The organism is Bacteroides sp. HMSC067B03, assembly GCF_001811315.1.
In the GTDB taxonomy this organism is placed as follows: domain Bacteria; phylum Bacteroidota; class Bacteroidia; order Bacteroidales; family Bacteroidaceae; genus Bacteroides; species Bacteroides faecis.
In genome coordinates this window covers 160,562-179,222 of the sequence record NZ_KV804368.1, presented here as the reverse complement: position 1 = coordinate 179,222, position 18,661 = coordinate 160,562, and the positions used below count along the sequence as shown (strand labels likewise).

Sequence of the window (18,661 nt, the reverse complement as noted above, 5' to 3'; positions counted from 1 at the left end):
GATGACAATAAAACATCAGTTTTAATCATTATGAATAAGAAAAGAATATATTTAGGCACGGATTACGCGGACTAACACGGTTGTTTTACGTAATCATAACACTAAAACCGTGAAATCCGCGTAATCCGTGCCTAATCCTTAATTTATAATTTAGTTCATTTCTTATCGGTTATAAATCAGCGAATGGCGTCTTATAGTCTTCTCCCATTGAATCACGGTACTCTTTGCAGAAACGGTCATACAGATTTCGTGCAATACCTTTCTTTCCCTGTGCGGAGAACACTGCGCATTTGGCGGCCAGTGCTTCTTCATTCAGTGGGTCATGCAGGAACATGATATCTGCCAGACGAAGAATCATATCCTGATGATTTCGTTGTTTTTCAATTTCAAACAAGTCCTTCAACAAGTCGATGGAATGACTGGAGTAAGTCTCCTTGAAGTCATCCAGCCAATCGAGAATTGTGTTGGGCAGCAATGGTCCGTATAGCAGGAGCTCTAATATCCGGTTGAGTAGTTCGTCATTTTCCTTTTCCTTGAATTGCTGGATACGGGCAAGCACTTCACGATAGTCGCAAAATACGTTTTCCCCCCATTTGATGTACATAAAGTTATTCTCAGTGACAACTTCTACATCGCCGATGCTTTCCAGCAATACCCGTAGTTTGCGTAAGTTTACATTACGGTTGTTACGGGCAGCGGTTTCTTCCTTATCCGGCCATAAGATTCCTGTTGTTTTGGAAGTCAGGATACCGTTTGCATTCTTTTCCGTATATAGTATCAGCAAGATAAGCAAGTGTTTCAGACGGGGAGTGAAATTGGCGGTGATGTCATTTCCCTCTTTATCACGTACGTTGAAGCAACCTAATAAAGAGATGGACGAACGGCTACGGTCGTAGTAGTTGACTATCTCTTTCGGTGCGGCTTCGTTGCCTTGTTCCGGCATTGTCGGAACCGTTTTCGCTTGGTTTTCAGAACTGTCTTTTGAGACCGCAGCCGGTTTGGGAGCTTTCTCTTTTGTTGCAGGTAATTTTGTAGCCTGTCGTTTGCTTCTTGAGCGGTAGAATAACCAGGCACCGCAAGCCAGTATCGCCAGGATTCCGATGACATACAGCAGATTCCACCATTTGCCGGAGCCGGCTTCATCCGTTGCTTGCCGGATATCCGTTTCGTTGACTAAAGGCATGTTGATGGAGTAGATTTTGACATCGTGCGTACGATTGTTCAGAATCTTATCCAATACAAGGAAAAGTTTCCTGTGGGTTGGCGAAAAGTAAAGATTGAAATCGCAGTCCTGATAATCCAGGCTGTTGTTGATCGGCTTAGATACTTCTGTATAAACAGGACTTTTCATCGAGATCTTCCACAATGTTCCTCCCTTATCCGTAGACACAGCATAGAAAGTACTGTCTGATGGCTCGAAGTACATGGAGGAAGCCATAATCGTTTCCTTGTTATCATCTTTCTTCTCCCAGATTATACGGGATTGTTTCGTCTTTAAATTGATGGCGTATAGACCGAGGTAATAATGGGTACTCAATTCCTGTTTACCATACTTATTTCCTTTGCCTCCGAAAATATATAATTCGTCGCCCACTACTGCCATCGCAGCCGAATAGCGGGGATAAAGAGGATGATCATACTTAATTTGCTCCATCTTCCCAATACCGGACTTCATTCGGTACAGGTCGTTGCGGTATTTATAGAAGCCATATCCGCCGAAAAAGTAGAATGAGGAATCTGCGGGATTAAATGCTTTGGCATGGTTATAGTTGCTGGCTTCTTTGGTATTCTGCTTTTCATTGCTCCACGTTCCGTCATCGAACGAAAAACGGGAGATGATGTCTTCAGTCAGCGAATAAGATACCAGTGCATTGCTCAGTGTATCGTATAGTAAATGGTTGGGATATTCTACGGCAGGATATCCTCCGTGTATGGCAATTTCTTTTTTGAGTGTCCCGTCTTCGTCCAGCACTTTTACTGATTGCGGGCTTACGATATAAAATAAGGCACAGCGGGCATCGAAGGCTACACCAATTCTGTTGGAAGTGGTGATTTTACTGATTGTTTTCCATTCGATGTGGTTGTCTATCAGCCAAAGTGGTTGGATAGCACGTGCGACAGCCCCTTCTTTCTCGTCATAGCAGATGTTGCCGTTGTGTTTCCATAATTTCCACTCTCTTGTCAGCTTGCCATCCTGCACAATGTTGATATCCCTTAAGTTGATAGGGGCTACATCGGCTTGATAGCCTATCATCTGTCCGAATGTAATCGTTACGCTATTGGTTTCTTGCAGAGGGAAAGTGGACGAAATCTTCTTTTTATCGTATTCTATTTCGATCACATTGTCCTTTTGGCGCAGGTTCAGTGATACATTTATCCACTTTTCCAGTTCTATCGGTTTATCTATAATGATAATCTCATCATTGAGCATTAGAGCGGGAGCATGGTTCTGCTCACCCGCAACAAATGAAAAACGTATTAACTGACCTTTGTCTGTCTTCAGGTGAAGTATCGAACCATAATCAGCTTCATTGGCGCGTATGTATATTTGAAATGAAATGCTAAAGTCGTTTGTTACAGAGAAAGGTTGATTATCGTCCAGATACAAGGTGGACCTTTCTGCGGCAGGTACAGCATGAGACTTAAAATAAAGTCCGTAATCATATAAAGAAGACGCATCCAGTCTGCCCGCCAGGCAGAGCAGGAGCAAAATCAATAATTGCAGTTGATATTTCATAGTAGTTTCTACTTCAATCTGTTCTTATGCGGCAAAAGTACGAAAAACAATACGATATTCATAAGAAACGGGCACTTATTTAAAAAGAGTTGGGATAGTCGTTCATACGGCTGTCATTTTAAAAATAAGGTTAAGAGGATTCATCTTCTTCTCAGGGAAGAAGGGCTTTTCGTGGAAGCGTTTTCCCATTTTCAGGGAAATATTCTCAGAAAGCGGATAACTTGGGCGGAATCTCTACATTATTATACAATTAATTTGTTTTTAATGAAGAATTAATTTATTTTATCCCCTCTTTTTAATGCATTGCCTTTTACTTTGCCCTTGGTAATACCGGAAAACTCATTAATTTATGAATATGAAGAAAAAATTAATCTTACTATGCTGTCTGTTGGGCGGTTTTACTTTGCATTCTACAAAGATAAATGCACAGGCAGTGACTAATGATCAGAAATTGATCTATCCGTACCCTTTTGCTCCCAGTGAAGGGCTGGTGAATAAAACAGAAAAGGAACATCGACAGGAAATTTGCCTGAATGGTTATTGGGATTTCCAGCCTGTTCGTTTGCCAAAGGAATATGTTCAGGGAAAAGGAATCGCTCCCGAACTTCCGCTTCCGGATAGTGACGGTAAATGGGACAAGACCCGTATCAAAATTCCTTCACCATGGAATATCAATGCTTTTGCTTACCGTGACCTGGAAGGCCCCGACCATCGCAACTACCCTTCATATCCTAAAGAATGGGAACAGGTGAAGATGGCATGGATGAAGAAGAATGTGACCATCCCTTCTGATTGGACCGGGCAGCAAATCAAACTTTATTTTGAAGCGGTGGCCGGATATTCCGAAATTTATGTAAACAAAGAAAAGGTAGGCGAGAATTTCGATTTATTCCTGCCGTTTAGCTTTGATATTACCGATAAAGTGACTCCCGGTGAGACGGTCGAAGTGCTGGTGGGAGTAAGGAGTCAGTCTTTATTCGAAAATAATTCGACTATTGGACGCCGTATTGTTCCGGGCGGTTCGATGTGGGGATATCAGATCAATGGTATCTGGCAGGATGTTTATCTGCTGGCTTTGCCGAAAATCCATATAGAAGATGTATATGTGAAACCGCTGGTATCGAAGAACATGCTGGAAATAGAAGTGACGGTACAGAACCAGACAGCCAAGAAGGCGGAAATACAATTGCAAGGTGACATCCGTGAATGGATGAACCGTGCAGGAACGGATATAAACTCCGCTCCTGTTCCCGACTGGACACTTGGTAACGAAGCATTGTCGGTTGCCCCGGCAAAAGTATCGGTTGCCGCCGGTACATCTCAGAAAGTGACGTTACAAGTGCCTGTGGGCAAAGACGTATTGAAATACTGGACTCCGGAGCATCCTAACCTGTATGCTTTGCTGCTCTCCGTCAAAAATCAAAAACAAGCTGTCGATACGAAATATGAGCGTTTCGGCTGGCGTGAATGGACCTTGCAGGGAACTACCCAATGTCTGAACGGCGAGCCTTATGCCTTGCATGGTGATTCCTGGCATTTTATGGGTATCCCGCAAATGACACGCCGTTATGCCTGGGCCTGGTTTACTGCCATCAAGGGTATGAATGCCAATGCCGTACGCCCGCATGCACAAGTCTATCCTCGTTTCTATCTTGACATGGCTGACGAAATGGGTATCTGCGTATTGAATGAAACAGCGAATTGGGCCAGCGACGGTGGGCCGAAGTTGGACTCCGACCTCTTTTGGGAAACATCCAAATCACATTTGAAACGTTTTGTGCTGCGCGATAGAAATCATGCGTCAGTTTTCGGCTGGAGTATCAGCAACGAAAACAAGCCTGTAATCCTGCATGTATATAATCGTCCCGAATTGATGCCTGTCCAAAAGAAAGCATGGGAAGAATGGCGTGACATCGTACATCAGAATGACCCTACCCGTCCGTGGATTTCAGCAGACGGTGAAGATGATGGTGACGGCATATTACCTGTAACCGTAGGACACTATGGAGACATTAATTCGATGAAACGCTGGATTGAAATTGGAAAACCTTGGGGAATCGGTGAGCATAGTATGGCCTATTATGGTACGCCGGAACAGGTTTCCAAATACAACGGAGAACGTGCTTACGAATCACAGGAAGGACGTATGGAAGGACTGGCCAACGAATGCTACAATTTAATCGCCAACCAGAGACAGATGGGAGCTTCTTACACGACAGTCTTCAATATGGCATGGTATGCATTAAAGCCGCTTCCACTCGGTAAAAAAGATAAGAGCAAAACACCTTCGGTTGAAACAGACGGAGTTTTCTTCGGCGATTACAAAGAAGGAGTTCCGGGGGTACAACCGGAACGTGTAGGTCCTTATTGCACCACATTCAATCCCGGTTACGACCCGACTTTGCCACTCTTTCAGGAATGGCCGATGTATGGTGCTTTGCGTGCAGCCAATGCGCCGGAAAAACCGGCTTGGTCTCCTTATGCCGTCATTGATAAAGAAAAGTATAAAAATCACGGAATTACGGCAACCGGCAAGAATTATAAAGAAGTTGTCTTCATCGGTAGCCAGGATAGCAAATTAAAGCAGTTGATGGATGCGCAAGGAGTCATCTTTGCGAAGAAAGCGACCCTTCCTTCTTCATTACTCTATCTGGTAGACGGTAGCCGTACATTGGATGCTTCCATCCGGAAAGAGATGCAAAAACAAATAGTCAAAGGTGCAGATGTGTGGATATGGGGACTTACACCTGAGACGGTAGCCTCTTACAATGAAATCCTGCCGTTTCCGGTAGCCTTGGACAAATTGCAGCGTTCTTCTTTCCTGCCTGTACAGAAGTCATGGATGAACGGATTAAATAACTCTGACTTCTATTTCTGCGAACTTCAGAAAACGGATGCTTCCGGTTATTCGCTGAAAGGGGATTTGGTGGAAGAAGGAGAGGTGTTGCTGAATGCCTGTAAGACGGATTGGAGAAAGTGGAACAAACGCCCGGAAGAGATCAAGACTGCCGGAACGATCCGCAGTGAATATGAGTGTACAGCCGCTACTCCTGTATTTGTAAAATGCCGGCAAAATGCTTCTACTTTCTATTTGAGCACGTTGACAGAATTTGCCAATTCGGAAAAAGGATACAATACGTTAACTGCTATCTTGAACAATGCCGGAATAGCATACAAAAAGCCGGAAGTCAATATTGACGAGGTCTTCTTTTTGCGCGACGAGCAGATTAACTTCCCGGTAGCTACGAAAGAAAAGCTGGTGAAGGACAACGGTGACGAATGGGCATTGGAATTTTATGTGTTCAGTCCGCGTCCCTTGGATGACCTGTTGATAGAACCGAATATGCCCAAACTGTCTTTGATGCTAAAAGCGAAAAAGCGTACGCTGCTTATCAACGATAAGCCTTATACGGCTGTTTCTCACGACGGACGCAATGAAATCATTTACAAAGAATTGCCGTTGCTGCAGGGATGGAATAAACTGGTGATCAAAATAGGAGCGGGAGACCGGAACGATTTCACCGGCTGTTTCAAATGCGATAACAAGAAGGATTTCCTTCCGTTGTTGAAGGCTGCCTTTGTGAATCCGGAAGCCAAATAAAAGAGATATTGTAACTTAAAAAAGACAAAGATGAAACTTACACATATTTTAGCTTCAGCGGTTATCATCTCAACGCTGAGTGCATGTAACGGGAAATTACAGACAAGTGGACGGACACCGGTTGATTACGTCGATCCATATATCGGGAATATCAGTCATTTGCTGGTTCCTACATTCCCCACCATCCAGTTGCCTAACAGTATGCTTCGTGTTTATCCGGAGCGTGCCGATTATACATCGGAACTATTGAAGGGTCTGCCATTGATTGTCACCAATCACCGGGAACGTTCAGCGTTCAATCTCAGTCCCTGTCAGGGGGAAGAACTTCGTCCGATCATAAATTACAACTATGACAATGAGCATATTACTCCTTATTCCTACGAAGTGGAGTTGGACGATAACCGCATGAAAGCGGAATATGCGCTCTCTCATCAGTCAGCTATCTACCGGATCACATTCGAGGCGGACAAACCGGCTTATCTTATTGTAAACTCCCGTAACGGTTCTATCCATGCAAACGAAAATTTCATCAGTGGTCGTCAGCAACTGAACAATAACACAAGTGTGTATGTGTATATAGAGCCACAGGAGAAACCCGTAAGTACCGGTATTCTCGAAAATGGTACTATCAATACAAGTAAAGACAATGCCGAAGGGGTAAATACTTGTGCGGCGTGGCGTTTTGCCGATGGCACTACAACAGTCAGCCTTCGTTATGGTATTTCTTTTATCAGTGAGGAACAGGCTGAAAAGAACCTGCATCGCGAATTAAAAGACTACAATATAAAGGCACTTGCAGAAGCTGGCCGCCGGGTATGGAATGAAACTCTGGGTCGTATAAAAGTAGAGGGAGGTACAGAAGATGATAAAACTGTATTTTACTCTTCTTTCTACCGTACTTTCGAACGTCCGATTTGTATGAGCGAAGATGGTCGCTATTTTAGTGCTTTCGACGGAAAAGTGCACGAAGATAACGGTACTCCTTTCTATAATGACGACTGGATCTGGGATACTTATCGTGCTGCACATCCTCTCCGTACATTGATCGACCGGCAAAAAGAGGAAGATATCATCGCGTCTTATTTGCGCATGGCGGAACAGATGGGCAACATGTGGATGCCTACTTTTCCCGAAGTGACCGGAGATACGCGCCGCATGAATTCCAACCATGCCGTCGCTACTATAGCCGATGCACTGGCAAAAGGACTGAAAGTAGACACGGTAAAAGCTTATGAAGCCTGCCGGAAAGGTATGGAAGAAAAAACTCTCGCACCCTGGTCGGGAGCAGCAGCCGGCTGGTTAGACATGTTCTATCATGAAAATGGCTATATCCCTGCTCTCCGCACGGATGAAAAGGAAAACGACCCGAATGTACATCCTTTCGAAAAGCGCCAGCCTGTTGCTGTCACTTTGGGAACCAGCTACGACCAGTGGTGTCTCTCCCGTGTCGCTGAAGCATTAAATAAAAAAGAGGAAGCCGAATATTATCTGAAATGTTCTTATAACTATCGGAATCTCTACAATAAAGAGACAGCTTTTTTCCATCCGAAAGATAAAGAAGGACACTGGATCGAACCTTTCGACTACCGTTATCCCGGAGGTATGGGAGCCCGTGAATATTATGGAGAGAACAACGGCTGGGTTTATCGTTGGGACGTGCCCCACAATGTGGCCGACCTCATCAGCCTCATGGGAGGAAAGGAGCAGTTTATCGCTAATCTGGACCGCACTTTCACAGAACCGCTCGGACGAAGCAAGTATGAATTTTATGCAAAGTTGCCCGATCATACGGGAAATGTAGGACAGTTTTCTATGGCAAACGAACCATCACTGCATGTACCTTATCTTTACAACTATGCCGGTCAACCCTGGAAGACACAGAAGCGAATCCGCCAAATGCTGAAAACATGGTTCCGCAATGATTTGATGGGTATTCCGGGTGATGAAGACGGAGGCGGTATGACTTCATTTGTAGTCTTCTCTTCACTGGGTTTTTATCCGGTCACTCCGGGATTGCCGGTCTACAATATCGGAAGTCCGCTCTTTACAAATGCCAAAGTAACACTTAGCAATGGTGCTGTATTCGAGATTGAAGCTCAGAACACTTCTGCAGATAACAAATATATCCAGTCTGCTACATTGAATGGCAAGGAGTGGAATAAATCCTGGTTCAGTCATGAAGACTTGAAGGATGGTGGCAAACTGGTATTGGTAATGGGCAGCAAACCCAATAAAGCATGGGGTAGCGGAGCCGGTGATGTTCCTCCTTCATTGGAAATGAAGTGATGGGTATGCGGTTGGCCTGTGGTCATCTCTTAAAATGATATATACTATGAAAATACAGAAATATCGATTTTCCATTCTGTTGGCTTTGTGTGGAGTGATGTTGGCTTTTGTTTCTCCGGTAAAGGCACAGAAATATGATAGTAACGGGAAAGAAGGACGGTTTACGCTTTCTTTGTCCGGTGACGGATGGTTCTTGTGGCAGGATAAGCAGGCGGAATGGAAACAGGACAGGCTTTTCTTGCCGGAAGAAATAACAGGCCTTTCCCGCCTTCCGGTGAATCCTCCGACAGGAGGATGGGAACGGTTACAACCCCGGCATGCCAGGGCGGTGCAGGTACCCGGTACGGTAGAAGAGTATCTTACAACTTCCGATTATCCCCGTCCGGAAGACGGAGTAGGAGTTAGCTGGTGGTTCCGCACTCTGAAGCTTCCGGCTGATTTGAAAGGGAAACGCTTTCTGATTCATTTTGAGTCGGTGCGTCTGCGTGCGGAAGTTTATCTGGATAGAAAGTTGGTAGCCTATGATATAATAGGCGAATCACCTTTCGATGCGGATATCACAGAAGCGGTGCAACCCGGTAAAGAACAATGCCTGGCAGTTCGTGTGACGAATCCCGGCGGTAACTTCCACTGGCAGGACTTCAACGAAATGTATTGGGGAAAGTATCAGATTCCTCCGGGCAGATCGTTTGGCGGTATCATCGGACGGGTACGTCTGGATGCGGTTTCTCCTGTCTATGTATCTGACATCTACATGCAGAACCAGCCGGAGCGGACGAAGGTGAAAGCGATTCTTACCGTAAACAATACCTCGGCAAAAACAGAGAAACAGGATATTTACTTTTCTGTGTACGAGAAGGAGAATCCCGGCAAGGTGATATTGGAAAAGAAACTGCCCCGTGTTGCTTTGAAGCAGGGAACGAATGTGGTGACGATGGAACTTCATTGTCCGGAGGCCCGTATCTGGGATTTGGATACTCCTTATTTGTATGTATGTGGCGTCGATGTGAAATCGGGGAAGAAGTTATCCGATCGGGCTGTTCAGACATTCGGCTTCCGTTGGTTTGAGCCGGTAGGAATCGGAAAGGATGCGATGTTGAGGCTGAATGGAAGGCGTGTCATGCTTCGTACAGCCATCAGTTGGGGGTACTGGCCTGCCACCGGACTTTATGCTACTCCCGAAATGGCGGAGAAGCAAGTATCGGTAGCTAAAAGTATGGGACTGAATATGCTTAACTTCCATCGCTCCATCGGTTCTCCGGTCGTTCTGGAAAAGGCGGACGAGCTGGGATTGCTCTATTATGAAGAGCCGGGAGCTTTCCATTCGGCAGGTCACGACCCGTTTATCCGGGCAATGGTCAATACCAAACTGCACCGTATGATATTGCGGGACAGGAGTCATCCGAGTCTGGTTATTTACAATCTGATTAACGAGTTCGGCGGCCCCCGTTCTAAGGATAAAGAACTGGTTGCCAAACGGATGGAGGATATGAAGAAGGCACATGCACTCGATCCGAGCCGCGTGATGACGTTTACTTCGGGATGGGCTTCCAGAGAATCTGCAGAAGAAGATTCCAAAGCAAATATGTTGCCTTTCGATACTGTTCTGCATAAGAAAGGTTGGTTCGACAATCACCGTGCCGGCGGACCTGCCACTTGGGAAGAAGGATACTACCGGGGACCGAAGGATAACCTGATGTACACGGACAATCGGACGGAAGTATATATGCGGGGAGAAGAAGGAGCTATTTCCGCTCCGCCACGTGTGGCTGAAATAGTAAAAGAGATAGACTGCACAGGGCTGACCGGATGGGACGGATTATTCTGGAAGAAACAATATGAATCTTTCGGGCAGTTTATGCAGAAAAAGAATCTGTATCCTTACTTCGGCTCTGTAGATTCGTTGACACGGGCGATGGGAGATGTCTCTTTTGATCATCAGGGACGTCGTATTCAGGGGATGCGTATGCAGAATCTGGGGGATGCCTATGCAATCAACGGTTGGGAGGCGATGCCTTATGACAATCATTCCGGTGTGGTGGACATCTATCGGAACCCGAAAGGCAATCTTGCTGCGTTGATGTATTACACACAACCTTTATACATCGCTGTTTCTTCCCGTTCGCAGTTTGCCCGCCTGCCGGGAAAAGTGGGTGTTGACTTTTACATAGTCAATGAGAAGAATCTTTCCGGCAATCATCGTCTGGAGATTTCTGTCCGTACGCCGGATGGGAAAGAGCAGAAGGTGACAGAGAAGGAAGTGAGTATTTCGGGAGGTGACTGCTTCGGACAGTTATTGCTTGAAAACAGTGAACTGAAGCTGTCCGGTACTCCCGGAATGTATCAGGTAAAAGCCCGTTTGGTAGATGCTTCCGGACGCGTGTGTGCGGGAGGGAAGGATGAAGTGCTGGGTGTTTCCTGGAAGAAAGAACAGTTGGTTGGTAAAGGTGCATTGTATGGCACAGCTGATGATCCGGTGACAACCTTCTACCAGAAAGCTACAGGCACTGCATTGCCGTCGTTCCGACCGGATATGGAAAAACTGGATTGGATTGTCGTCACACGTCCTTCACTGGATATGCCGCAACCTGTTTTGCCGGAATTCTTTAAACAGCAGGACGGTAAGGCTGCTTTTGAGGTTTCTTTCTATAAAGACGATGATTTGCGTGCCCTTGCAGGCGTGACCGGTGATACTAAGATAGACCGCACATTTGCGGAAGGTGCCCAGCCGGACGCGCTATTGCCGGCCAATCAGGCTTTCTCCGCTATATGGAAGGGAAAACTGATTGCTCCCCAGACGGGACTGTATATGATTGGAGCAACAACGGATAGGGGAGTACGCTTGTCAGTCAATAATCAACGGATTATTGACGAGTGGGGAAATGGAAAAGAAATCACACTGACACGTCCTTTCCAGCTGAAAGAAGGGGAAGAGGTTGAGATTACGTTGGAATACCGTCAGCAGAAGACATCAGGAAGTGTGCAGTTAGTCTGGGCGCGTTCGGGCAATGCGGCAATTGCTCCGCAGGAACTATTGGACCGCGTGAAGAAAGACGGTACATCATTGCTCTTGCTGAAATCGGCAGAATCGTGGATGGATATTGTGAGCGAGAATACAGGTTCTGCTTATGATGGCTATTATTCGGTCGGAAGGAACTGGATAGGCGGATTACATTTTGTGAAGGACCATCCGCTTTTTGAAGAGCTGCCGGTGAACTGTGCAATGGGGTGGCCCTATCAGGAACTGGTGCGCGACGGAGACCGTCGGTTGGGTATGTATATGGATCATGAAGAGATGGTCGTAGGTTCGTATCGGAGCACTCCTTTCCATTTGGGGACAGCTGTAGGGATCGTTCCCTGCGGAAAGGGAAAAATCTACTATTCCACTCTGGATCTGATAGACCACTTGAATGAGCCTTCGGAATCATCCGAAGTCGCCAGAAAACTATTCTGTAATTTTATAGAAGTTGCTGCGAATAGGAAATAGGGAATCTGGCCAGTACTTTCCTTATAGCAGGCTGGTCGGATAAAATCTTCCATATGCTTTTCTTTGATCGTGTATCAAAAATATTACTCTTTGAAACAAAGTTTATAGACGAAGGTGAAGATATCCCCTATCTTTGCCTTCGTCATTTTTGATTAACTACTTGTGCAAACTGAATACTCTGTTACCATGAATACAACCCCTTGGATAAAGCTATGTAAAGGTGCTGCGCTTGCGCTGGCAGTTTCCTGTGGACTGACCTATTGCTATATACCCAAAAGTACATTCACCCTGGAACAGAAAGGTGATAGCCTGACTGTGATCCATATTACAAACCCTACCCGCTATCTGCTGCTTCCGATAGAGGAAGAAAGTACGGAAAGCCAGGTTCGCCTGAGCACAGGAGACGCTGCCGATACTGATATGGATATCCGTCTGGCACAGAATAAAGTCGATTATTTTGTCCCGTTTTCTCTGCCTGCCAATGCCAAAACAGCCACCGTGCATATCCGTAATAAGTCAAAAGATGCACTTTGCTGGAAAGAAATCAGACTGTCCGATACATTCGATACAACCAATACGGATAAGTTTCGTCCTGTTTACCACCATACTCCCCTCTATGGTTGGATGAACGATGCTAACGGACTGGTTTATAAAGATGGAGAATATCATTTGTATTATCAGTATAACCCTTACGGTTCCAAATGGGGAAATATGCATTGGGGACATTCTGTCAGCAAAGACCTGATGCACTGGGAACATCTGGCTCCTGCCATTGCCCGTGACACATTGGGGCATATCTTCTCCGGGAGTTCCATTGTCGATCAGGAGAATATGGCCGGTTATGGAGCAGGTTCTATTCTGGCTTTCTATACTTCGGCCAGCGATAAGAACGGACAGATCCAATGTCTTGCTTACAGTGATGACAATGGTCGTACCTTTACGAAATATGAGAATAATCCTGTCCTGCGCCCTTCGGACGGTTTGAGAGATTTTCGCGACCCGAAAGTTTTTTGGTATGCTCCGGAGAGTAAATGGGTGATGATTGTTTCCGCTGATAAAGAAATGCGTTTCTATGATTCACGGAATCTGAAAGACTGGAACTATCTGAGTAGTTTTGGCGAAGGCTACGGAGTGCAACCTTCTCAGTTTGAATGTCCGGACATGGTAGAACTTCCCGTAGACGGTAATAGCAATGATAAAAAATGGGCATTGATAGTGAACGTTAATCCGGGATGTTACTTTGGGGGTAGTGGTACCCAATATTTTATAGGAGACTTTGACGGTACGAAATTTATTTGTGACAATCGGCCTGATGTCACAAAATGGTTGGACTGGGGAAAAGATCACTATGCCACCGTTTGTTTTTCGAATACCGGTGACCGTGTGATTGCCGTGCCCTGGATGAGCAACTGGCAATATTGTAATATCGTTCCGACCAGGCAATTCCGCAGTGCCAATGCCTTACCGCGTGAACTGGGACTTTATACACAGGAGGGGGATATCTATCTTTCTGTCGCCCCGGTGGCGGAGTCCGGAAATTTGCGGAAAGAGTGCAGGGAGATTCCTTCGTTTACCGTAGACAAGGATTATCATATCGAATCTTTATTGTCTGATAATGAAGGAGCCTATGAACTTTCACTGAATATCACGGACGGAAAAGCGGAAATCATGGGCTTCAGCCTGTTCAATGATAAAGGAGAGAAGGTGGATATTTACTTTAATCTTCCGGAGAAGAGACTGGTGATGGACCGTACGAAAAGTGGTATCGTAGATTTCGGAAAGAACAGTTCCCCGCACGAGATAGAAGCACATGACCGTCGGAAAACAACTTCTATCAATTATATCGATGATTTTGCGCTGGCTACATGGGCACCCATTCAAAAGAACCATACGTATGAACTGGATATTTTTGTAGATAAATGCTCCGTAGAGATATTCCTGAACGGGGGGAAGATAGCTATGACCAATCTTGTTTTCCCGACGGAACCATACAACCGCATGTGCTTTTATGGTAAAGGGGGTATATTCAGGGTAAATTCATTCAACGTTTACAAATTAGGTTTATAGGTCGTAATTCAATAGGTATTTTATAAGTGAAATTTATGAGTTAGTTTTAAGTTAGGTTTTGTAGATTTAGGTGTTTGCAGCTGCCAACCGTGAGGTTTGGCAGCTGTTTTGGCTTTTGACAGGAATTGTTCATCCTTTTGATAATAGAGGTGGTTGGCTATAAGCCGTGCCGGATTACTCCTCAATCTCAATCGTATATCCTCCTTTGAATGTCTTATCCGGGTGTAGATGTTGCATCCAGTCTTTGTCTTTATATTCGCCTGTATAATGCGCCCGGTCACATCGTCCATACCAGGGCTCGATGCAGACAAAAGGTGCATTCTTGGCGGGAGGAGACCAAAGGCCGACTACCGGAGTATGAAAGTGCAGACTTAGACAAGCCTTTTTTTCTTTGGTGTATAAAGTCACTTTATGAACTTGTTCGTTCTCCAGTATGAAAGCATCCTTATCAAAAGTATGTATATCCAGAGGCAGGAGCCCGTCAGCCAATTCTAAAGAATACTCGGCAGAAGGGTCTGCACAACCTTTTTCCGAAATAAGGATATACTTCACATCTTCTTTCTTATCGAATCCGAAGAAGCCACGTTCTTGCGTGGAAGCATCAAAGTCGGGCCAATAGAAAGCGGGGTGTGCACCGATTTGGAAATGCATTTCTTTATCGCCGGTATTCTTCACTTCCCAGATTACCTCGATCTGTTTTCCCTGTATACGGTAGCCTATTTCCAGGCAGAAGGGGAATGGATACTTTTTCAATGTCTCTTCATTGCTCATCAGCTGGTAACGTACTTCATCTTCTTTCTCTGAAACAAGAGTGAATTCCATATCACGGGCAAAGCCATGCTGGCTCAGTGTATAAGTGATGCCTTCATTCCGATATTCATTCTCCCATACGCTTCCTACAATCGGGAAAAGTACGGGTGAATGCCGCTTCCAGAATGCTGGATCGGCTTGCCACAGATATTCTTTGCCATTAGCAAAAATGCTGCAAAGTTCGGCTCCGTGCGGAGAGACCTGAATCGTAAGTTGTTCATTGGAGATTGTTTTCATATCATTACTTATTTTATGGGAGTATTTGTTGATTCTTCCATTCATTATTTGCATTCACAAACCGTAACAGGTCGTCACGATTTGTGCAAAGATAATGTTTTCTCTACTCGTGCAGGAATATAATTCAATTTTATTTGTATGCTAAAAAGAGGAATGTATAAAACCCGCTGAAATGGTGTTTAATGCAACATATATTACAGGATTTGAAACATATTTTTCAGCCAGTTGATTTAAATCAACCGTAATTTGCATCATCGAAAAGAGATAATTCGTACTTTTAAATTAATAACATTAAACTAATGCCTAGTGTCATGAAGAACAAAAAACTTCTTTGCAGCGTTTGTTTCCTGTTTGCTTTCATGTCAGCCCTCTGGGGGCAAAACATAACAGTGAAGGGAAATGTCACTTCCAAAACGGACGGGCAACCGATTATCGGTGCGTCTGTTGTTGAAACAACTTCTACAACTAATGGAACCATTACTGATCTGGATGGTAATTTTACACTGACAGTGAAACAGGGTTCCGAACTAATGATTTCGTACGTTGGTTTTAAATCTGCCAGAGTAGGAGCGAAAGCTTTGTTAAATGTAATTTTGGAGGAAGACTCTGAAATGTTGGATGAGGTCGTTGTGACTGGTTATTCTACTCAAAAGAAAGCTGACTTGACAGGTTCGGTGGCAGTCGTTTCCACCAAAACCTTGAAGACAACTTCGGATGCCGATCCGATGCGAGCTTTGCAAGGTAAGGTACCGGGCATGACGATTACTTCCAATGGTTCACCTAGTGGTACCGGTACGGTTCGTATACGTGGTATCGGTTCTTTCAACTCTTCGCAAGACCCGTTGTATGTAGTCGATGGAGTACCTACTACCCGTGCTTTAAATTCTTTGAATACAAATGATATTGAGAGCATGCAAGTATTGAAAGATGCCGCTTCTGCTTCTATCTACGGTTCGCGCGCATCAAATGGTGTAATTATCATTACGACAAAGAAAGGCAAGAAAGCCGAGAAGGTGAAAGTAGATTTCTCTGCCAATCTGACTGCACAGTTTTATACTCCTCAATCTTTAATGAAACTTTCCAATACATCGGAATATGCAACTGCTATGGCGCAGGCTGCTTTGAATGATGGCTTAGATCCGGTTGCTTATGCCAGTAACTATGGGTTGAATCTGAATGCTGCAACGGGTACTCCGATCTCTGTGTGGAATCCTGCAACCGGGAGTTATGTGGATTATACGGTCAATGGCTTGTATGACGGCTATATCAACCAGAAAAAGACAATGAAATATTCCGATACCGACTGGCTGGATGAAATTTCCCGTACAGGATTCTCTCAGAATTATGACTTGTCTCTCTCACATGCCAATGAAAAGCATTCTACCATGTTTTCTCTTGGATATAAAAAGAATAATGGTATTTTGAAATATACGGATTTTGAGAATATATCAGCCCGCATGAACTCTTCATACAATGTAAATAAGTATCTGACTGTTGGTGAGAATTTCACTGTGACTTATACGAGTCAGGTGGACTGTGCTCCTATGGAGAATGCTCTGAAAATGGCACCTACTGTTCCTGTATATGAGGAAGACGGGACAACATTTGCAGGTCCTGTCGGTGGTATGAGCGACCGTCAGAATCCATTGCGCGAATCGTACGATAACCGTGATAATCATTTGGATTATTGGCGTTTGTTTGGTAATGGATATGTAGAACTGAAACCGATTAAAGGACTGTCACTTCGATCTAACTTTGGTATCGACCATTATTCTTCTTTCATTAATTCAATGACGAATACGTATCATTCGGATATTGTCAATAATGATATTGCAAAGACAACATTGTCTCATAATAATGAAACAAACTGGACATGGTCCAACACGGCCAACTACAATTTCCTGCTTGCAGATAAACATGATTTTACTGTATTACTGGGTACTGAAATGTCCAAGCAGTCAGTGATTGATTTCTCTGCTTATTCGGAAGAGTATGCATTGGAAGATAAAGACTATATGTGGCCGAATGCAGCAACAGGAACAACGAGAAATTCCGGTGCCAAAGTAGGGTATAGACTGGTTTCTTTCTTTGGAAAGGTGGATTATAACTATGATGATTTTATTCTGGCATCGTTTACTATTCGCCGTGACGGCTCTTCACGTTTTGGCAAGGACAATCGTTGGGGAACTTTTCCTGCCGCCACGCTGGGACTACGTTTGTCGAAACTGCTCCGGAAGGATTGGATGGATGACTGGAAACTGCGTTTTTCATGGGGACAGACCGGTAATCAGGCTATTGATAACAATGCGCAGTTTGGTTTGTATGTAGCCGATTATGGACTGGACCGGGTAACTTCTACGGCTTATGACTTGTTTTTGCAATATTCAGGAACTTTCCCGTCAGGCTATCGTGCTACCCAACTTGCCAATCCTAATCTGAAATGGGAATCTGCAGAACAATTTAATATAGGTACGGACTTCACCCTTTTTAAGGGTAGTTTGTATGGATCTGTCGATGGTTTCGTCAAGGATGTAGACGATATGTTGATTAATCCTGCTTATCTGGGGGCTTTGGGCGAAGGTGGCGCTTCATGGGCTAATGGTCCTTCCTTGCGCAACTGGGGTATGGAATTTGCACTGGGATATCGTAAAAACTTAGCTTGTGGACTTGGTCTTGATGTCACTGCTAATCTGGACTTCTTCCGTAATAAGGTCACTTACCTTCCGGAAACGTCAACAGGGTCTTATGCTCATACGACAACTGAAAATCTGGTTGAATCCGGTCGGCCTTATGGTTCCATCGTAGGGTATGTAGTAGAAGGAATTTTCCAGAATCAGGCAGAAGTCGATGCTTCCGGTCAGCCAAATGCGCGTGTCGGTGGTCTGAAGTATGCTGACCTCGATGGTAAAAATGGCATAACAGCTGATGACCAGACTTGGATTTACAATCCTGTTCCGGCTTTTTCTTACGGTTTGAATATTGCACTGAATTATAAAGGATTTGATTTAAGCATGTTCTGGCAAGGTGTATATGATAAAGATGTGTACAATAACCAGAAATTCCAGACAGACTTCTGGAGTATAACGGATGCTGGCTCAAACAAGGGAAATCGTTTGTTGGGTGCATGGAATACAAACAATACAGGTTCCACTATCCCTGCATTGACTACTAACAATACAGCTGATGAAGGACGTTCCTCAACCTATTTCGTAGAAAATGGTTCTTATTTGAAACTTCGTAATCTGCAATTAGGATATAATTTGCCTGCATCGTTCTTGTCTAAATTCAAAATGAGCAGTGCACGTGTTTATTTGTCAGGACAAAACTTGCTGACTATCAAGAGTAAAAGTCTGACTTGCTCTGATCCGGAGAATCCTGATTGGAATTATCCGTTGGCTACTTCTATTTCATTTGGTTTACAACTTGGTTTTTAATA

General features: G+C 44.5%; 7 protein-coding genes. 5 read left to right on the top strand and 2 right to left on the bottom strand.

Translation table 11 applies throughout. From position 1 onward, the window contains the following. Window positions 1-169: 169 nt before the first annotated feature. Window positions 170-2,737: a hypothetical protein gene (locus HMPREF2794_RS14610; protein ID WP_070751776.1), complete on the bottom strand. Its 2,568-nt coding sequence runs from the start codon at window positions 2,735-2,737 to the stop codon at window positions 170-172. Window positions 2,738-3,092: 355 nt separating this feature from the next. Here HMPREF2794_RS14610 and HMPREF2794_RS14600 point away from each other — a divergent pair, with 355 nt between their 5' ends. The 4 genes from HMPREF2794_RS14600 (at window position 3,093) to HMPREF2794_RS14585 (ending at window position 14,178) form a co-directional block, all read left to right on the top strand. Next, window positions 3,093-6,338, top strand: a complete 3,246-nt coding sequence (locus HMPREF2794_RS14600; RefSeq protein ID WP_070751802.1) for a glycoside hydrolase family 2 protein — start codon at window positions 3,093-3,095, stop codon at window positions 6,336-6,338. Between the two features lie 30 nt (window positions 6,339-6,368). Then, window positions 6,369-8,624, top strand: coding sequence for a GH92 family glycosyl hydrolase (locus tag HMPREF2794_RS14595; protein WP_070751774.1), 2,256 nt, complete (start codon window positions 6,369-6,371; stop codon window positions 8,622-8,624). 46 nt (window positions 8,625-8,670) lie between these two features. Further along, window positions 8,671-12,111: a PA14 domain-containing protein gene (locus HMPREF2794_RS14590; RefSeq protein ID WP_083312088.1), complete on the top strand. Its 3,441-nt coding sequence runs from the start codon at window positions 8,671-8,673 to the stop codon at window positions 12,109-12,111. Window positions 12,112-12,297: 186 nt separating this feature from the next. Next, a complete protein-coding gene (locus HMPREF2794_RS14585) occupies window positions 12,298-14,178 on the top strand; it encodes a glycoside hydrolase family 32 protein (protein WP_070751773.1) in 1,881 nt (626 codons plus the stop codon). A 174-nt stretch (window positions 14,179-14,352) separates the two neighbouring features. Here the strand turns inward: HMPREF2794_RS14585 and HMPREF2794_RS14580 are convergent, their stop codons facing one another. Continuing rightward, window positions 14,353-15,225, bottom strand: coding sequence for an aldose 1-epimerase family protein (locus tag HMPREF2794_RS14580; RefSeq protein WP_070751772.1), 873 nt, complete (start codon window positions 15,223-15,225; stop codon window positions 14,353-14,355). Window positions 15,226-15,584: 359 nt separating this feature from the next. Here HMPREF2794_RS14580 and HMPREF2794_RS14575 point away from each other — a divergent pair, with 359 nt between their 5' ends. Beyond that, the gene (locus tag HMPREF2794_RS14575; RefSeq protein WP_229099404.1) at window positions 15,585-18,659 is read left to right on the top strand and encodes a SusC/RagA family TonB-linked outer membrane protein; all 3,075 of its coding nucleotides are present in this window, start codon (window positions 15,585-15,587) and stop codon (window positions 18,657-18,659) included. The last annotated feature ends 2 nt before the right edge of the window (window positions 18,660-18,661 follow it).

Bases quoted from the DNA above. Each gene is read 5' to 3' on its own strand.
- HMPREF2794_RS14575 (WP_229099404.1), top strand. From the start codon at position 15,585: ATGTCAGCCCTCTGGGGGCAAAACATAACAGTGAAGGGAAATGTCACT.
- HMPREF2794_RS14610 (WP_070751776.1), bottom strand. From the start codon at position 2,737: ATGAAATATCAACTGCAATTATTGATTTTGCTCCTGCTCTGCCTGGCG.
- HMPREF2794_RS14595 (WP_070751774.1), top strand. From the start codon at position 6,369: ATGAAACTTACACATATTTTAGCTTCAGCGGTTATCATCTCAACGCTG.
- HMPREF2794_RS14590 (WP_083312088.1), top strand. From the start codon at position 8,671: ATGAAAATACAGAAATATCGATTTTCCATTCTGTTGGCTTTGTGTGGA.
- HMPREF2794_RS14585 (WP_070751773.1), top strand. From the start codon at position 12,298: ATGAATACAACCCCTTGGATAAAGCTATGTAAAGGTGCTGCGCTTGCG.
- HMPREF2794_RS14600 (WP_070751802.1), top strand. From the start codon at position 3,093: ATGAAGAAAAAATTAATCTTACTATGCTGTCTGTTGGGCGGTTTTACT.
- HMPREF2794_RS14580 (WP_070751772.1), bottom strand. From the start codon at position 15,225: ATGAAAACAATCTCCAATGAACAACTTACGATTCAGGTCTCTCCGCAC.